The organism is Rickettsia argasii T170-B (assembly GCF_000965185.1).
Lineage (GTDB): Bacteria > Pseudomonadota > Alphaproteobacteria > Rickettsiales > Rickettsiaceae > Rickettsia > Rickettsia rickettsii.
In genome coordinates this window covers 1-2,032 of sequence record NZ_LAOQ01000026.1, presented here as the reverse complement: position 1 = coordinate 2,032, position 2,032 = coordinate 1, and the positions used below count along the sequence as shown (strand labels likewise).

Sequence of the window (2,032 nt, the reverse complement as noted above, 5' to 3'; positions counted from 1 at the left end):
TGGTTGAAGACTTTTTGATTTTCGCTAGTTTGACCTCCAATCTTCTTTTGCCTACTGTGTAGTATAGCACATCGGCTTCCACTACGTCTTCCTTTCGGGGCTATCACGTTCACCATTTGGTTTCGGCTCGAATGTTTCGCTGTCTACGCTTTACTACTGTCGTTACCTTCAGCAGCACAAGACTCGCTATATGGTGGAGCTAGCTACCCCTTCCATAACAGGACTTTCACCCGTAAGATTAATGCACCTTATCTTGACGCACATACTATTGAGGATACAGAACTTACCAAAGAGAAAATATTACAAGAATTTGGAGTGCAGGTAGCAAATCAAGTAATGGATTTAACGAGGATAAAGGAGAATGGCATCAAGATTAGTTCTGCTGAAATGGTAGAGATATTATACAAAGAGAAGAAACATGATGTACTTCTGATAAAGTTATTTGATAGACTGCATAATATACAGACAATAGGTGCTAAATCTCCTGAAAAAGCTAAAAAAATTATAAATGAAACTTTAATAAGTTTTATTGTTTTGATGCCTTACCTTGGAATTTCATCATTAGAAAAACACTTTTATCGATTATGTTTAAATGCTACACATCAAAATAGATTAAAGGAAAATACATTGTTCACTAATAATCCTAGAAAATTTTGGAGTTATTTTAAACACAACACTGAAGCTATAAATGTAATTTAGCATACTACTTGATTATTTATAGAATAGATTATTTTGGTAGTAATTGAAATACTTTATGCTTTAGGTTAATTCTATTAAATGTATATATTACATGAATTTCATTGTTATCAGGGTTCATAATAATAGCAGGGTATGAATATTCTTCAGATAGGATATTACTATATTCTATATCACCTTCTGGATAAATAGAATTTTTAATAATGATGGGGTAGTAGTTTAATCCCTCATCATAGGATATAGCTAAGCTTAATATATTACGTGATTTGAGATGATTGATTACTCGATTATATGCAAGTAGCAATGTGTTACTACTTAAATTAATAGCATCAATAGCACTATCAGGATTTAATAAATTGATAGGTTCTAGGTTATTCCAGTGTATTCCTTTATCTAAAGACATTGATCTATGTATGTAAGTGGGAATTAAAGGATCAGTTTTTCTAGGTCGGACTAACATTATGATTTTATTTTGTGAGTCCCCAGTAACTAAAGTTGGTTGTATAAATCCTCTGTAACCTTTTTGGAAAATTTGAGGGTTAGACGACAATATAGGATTACTTAAATTCCATGTATTTAGATCTAATGAATGTGTAATAGTTGAGATTAAATCTTACATTTAGAAAATAAATTAATTATTAAATGGAGATGAAAAATGAACTTAAATCAAAAAATAATAAAGCCAAAAATAGGGTTACTAGAACTAGCTAAGAGTCTTGGTAGCATATCATCAGCATGTAAAGCGATGGGCTATAGTAGAGATAGTTATTACAGATTTAAAGAACTGTATGAAACTGGTGGCGAAGAGGCATTGTATGAAATTAGTCGAAGAAAGCCAATAATAGCGAATAGAGTTGATCCAGCGATAGAGAAAGCAGTAATGGATATGGCAATAGAATATCCAGCATATGGACAGCTAAGAGTATCAAATGAGCTTAAGAAGAGCGGTATACTTGTATCGCCTGGAGGAGTGAGATCAATTTGGTTACGTAATGATTTAAACAATATCAGTAAAAGGCTTAAAGCATTAGAAGCAAAGATGGCTCAGGATGGTATTGTTCTTACTGAATCTCAATTACAAGTGCTAGGAAAAAGAAGCTCATGGAGAAATTGAGACGCAGCATCCAGGTTATTTAGGATGTCAGGATACGTATTATGTAGGTAATTTCAAAGGTATAGGTAAGGTTTATTCTCAGGTATTTATTGATAGCTATACTAGGGTAGCGGATGCTAAACTATATACTGATAAAACAGCTTTAACTGCTGCTGATATGCTTAATGACCGCGTGTTACCATGGTACGAGACTCAAGGGATACCAATACTTCGTATTCTTCA

General features: G+C 33.0%; 1 protein-coding gene and 2 pseudogenes. 2 read left to right on the top strand and 1 reads right to left on the bottom strand.

All coding sequences use genetic code 11. The features are described from left to right. Window positions 1–264: 264 nt before the first annotated feature. Window positions 265–699, top strand: a pseudogene (locus RAT170B_RS07745) (HD domain-containing protein); the annotation flags it as partial. Window positions 700–727: 28 nt separating this feature from the next. Here RAT170B_RS07745 and RAT170B_RS07740 read toward each other — a convergent pair. Next, on the bottom strand, window positions 728–1,294 hold the full coding sequence (locus RAT170B_RS07740) for an exo-alpha-sialidase (RefSeq protein WP_409994168.1): 567 nt from the start codon (window positions 1,292–1,294) through the stop codon (window positions 728–730). A gap of 57 nt (window positions 1,295–1,351) precedes the next feature. On the opposite strand from RAT170B_RS07740, the pseudogene RAT170B_RS07735 reads away from it, so the two are divergent. Beyond that, window positions 1,352–2,032 (top strand): annotated as a pseudogene (locus RAT170B_RS07735) (helix-turn-helix domain-containing protein); the annotation flags it as partial.